We start from the raw sequence: 2,389 nt of genomic DNA, 5'->3' as shown, positions 1-2,389 counted from the left end.
ATGTGATGTGATTTATTTTTATTATTGAAAATATTAATATATTTAAGGTTAAAATATTTTTTTATAATAAAAATATAATAAACTTGAAAAATGAGACATGAATAATTGTCTTTCTATAAACTATAAGAATAATAATGGCAAATTAAAAATATAGTAGACATACGATAAAAAGTTAATATAATATAACGTGTAATGGAAAATAAAGTATAGTATATACTTTTTAGTTTAAAGGGGAGAATGAAATGAGTAAAGTTAATACTACTGTAGAAGATAATATTTTTATAAGATACCTTATGATAATGACAGGTATGATAATAGCATGTATAGGAATAAATGGATTTATAAGACCAGCACATTTACTAAGTGGAGGAGTAGCTGGTATATCCACAGCTATAAATTATTTAACAGGAGTAAATGTAGGGTTATTGACATTTTTAATAAATATACCAATATTTATATTAGGATTTATATACTTAGAAAAGGATTTTTGTATATCGAGCTTAATTAATATGATATTATTTTCTTTATTGCTAGGATTAACTCAAAATATAGGGGGTATTATACCAGTAAGAGATATATTACTACAAAGTGTATTTGGGGGAATACTAGCTGGAATTGGATCAGGGCTAGTATTTAGGACTAAGTCATCTCAAGGTGGAACAGATATAATAGGTGCAATATTAAAATTTAAAAAAAATATAGATATGAAGGATACTACATTAACTATAAATATATTAATTGTTTTAGTGAGTGCAATGTTATTTGGAATGGATTTAGCATTATATACTTTAATAGAAATGTTTTTAAGTGCTTCTGCTATGAATTTTACAAAAGATGCAATGAACTCTCAAAAATCAGTTATGGTTATATCTAGAGAAAGTGAATCTATAGCAGGTGATATTATGAATGTTCTTAAAAGAGGAGTAACATTTTTAGAAGCAGAAGGTGCATATACAAAAGAAAGAAAAAGAATTATATACTGCATAGTATCTAGTAATGAGATACCAAAAATTAAAGAAATAGCTTTAACTTATGATAAAAGATCATTTATATCAGTGAATGATGTTACAGAAGTTAAAGGAAGAGGTTTTAAAGAAAAATATTTATAAAATAATGTATAAAATATTGAATTATAGATATAATATTTAAGGAGAGGCGAGTCTCTCAAAACTCTAGGGTAATATAACTATATCGGGTATTTATATAAAAATATAAATTACGTAAAATTGAAAATGATACATAGTGTGTAGGAGCGGGTAACTTAAGCTATTTAAGTGAATCGGAAAATGTTCTATTTTAAAAATAAAGTGTTTTTAAACACTTTATTTTTTTATAAAATAAAAATATACCTAGTAAATAAWATAAAAATATACCTAGTAAATAATATGATATATATATATAATAAATTTATTGAAGTTATAATTACTAATATTATAGGAGATACAAAAGTTATGAATTTATCTAAAGAACATTATGATATGTACAATGATTATACATCAATTATAAATAAGATAAAAAGAGAAGTTAATGCTATTATTAAAAGACAGAAAATAGCTAAAAGAAAGTCTAAAGAGGCTTCTAATGAAGAAGTTATGTATTTAGAAAAAAATAATTATAAAGAAATAGATATCATTGAAAATAAAAGTAAGGTATATAATTTTTCTAATGGAGATATATACATAGGAAAAATAGTAGATGGAAAGATGGAAGGAATAGGTTCTTACAATTTTGTAGAAGGCATAGAATATATAGGCGAATTTAAAGACAATATGAAGTGTGGTCTTGGAATATGTACATTTAAAAGTGAAAATGTATATATGGGTGAGTTTTTAGATGATACTATAAATGGAATGGGTCAGATGATATATAAAAGTAAGGATGAATATATTGGTAATTGGTTAGATGGTAAAAAACATGGCAAAGGTATATACATATGGAGAGATAATAGTATGTATATAGGTGAGTTTAAGAATAATAAGATGGATGGATATGGTGCATGCTATGATAATCATGGAAAAATAATATATGAAGGAGAATGGAAAAATAACTTAGTACACGGCAAGGGCATATATATATGGGAAGAAGGCAAAAGATACGAAGGTGAATTTTTACATGGTAAAAAACATGGAGATGGAATTTTTTATTTAAATAATGAATTAATATATGAAGGAACTTGGAAGTTTGATAAACCGTGTATATTTGATAGAAGTTTAGATGAATTATTTTCAATAAAACTTTAGCTTTATCTATAAATTTAGATAAAGCTTATTTTTTTGAATGAATGTATTATTACTTTTAATAAATTAAATACTAATTGAATATAGAATAATTATACTAACAAGTATTAATTGTTTTATAAATRTTCATTATAGATAGATAATATATAATT

Annotated in this window: 2 protein-coding genes; both read left to right on the top strand. The window is 23.7% G+C overall.

What is annotated here, in order from left to right:
- The first annotated feature begins 242 nt into the window (after nucleotides 1-242).
- Nucleotides 243-1,109 (top strand): YitT family protein, encoded by an 867-nt coding sequence (locus G3997_RS06910; RefSeq protein ID WP_296644783.1) that lies wholly within the window; start codon nucleotides 243-245, stop codon nucleotides 1,107-1,109.
- Nucleotides 1,110-1,451: 342 nt separating this feature from the next.
- Nucleotides 1,452-2,240: an MORN repeat-containing protein gene (locus tag G3997_RS06905; RefSeq protein WP_296644782.1), complete on the top strand. Its 789-nt coding sequence runs from the start codon at nucleotides 1,452-1,454 to the stop codon at nucleotides 2,238-2,240.
- Nucleotides 2,241-2,389 lie beyond the last annotated feature (149 nt).

This window comes from Romboutsia sp. 13368, from assembly GCF_018336475.1.
In the GTDB taxonomy this organism is placed as follows: domain Bacteria; phylum Bacillota; class Clostridia; order Peptostreptococcales; family Peptostreptococcaceae; genus Romboutsia.
Note: the sequence above shows the minus strand (reverse complement) of the source record. Positions and strands in the feature narration are given on the sequence as shown.

Excerpts from the sequence above, each read along its gene's own strand:
- G3997_RS06905 (WP_296644782.1), top strand. The coding sequence starts at position 1,452 with ATGAATTTATCTAAAGAACATTATGATATGTACAATGATTATACATCA.
- G3997_RS06910 (WP_296644783.1), top strand. The coding sequence starts at position 243 with ATGAGTAAAGTTAATACTACTGTAGAAGATAATATTTTTATAAGATAC.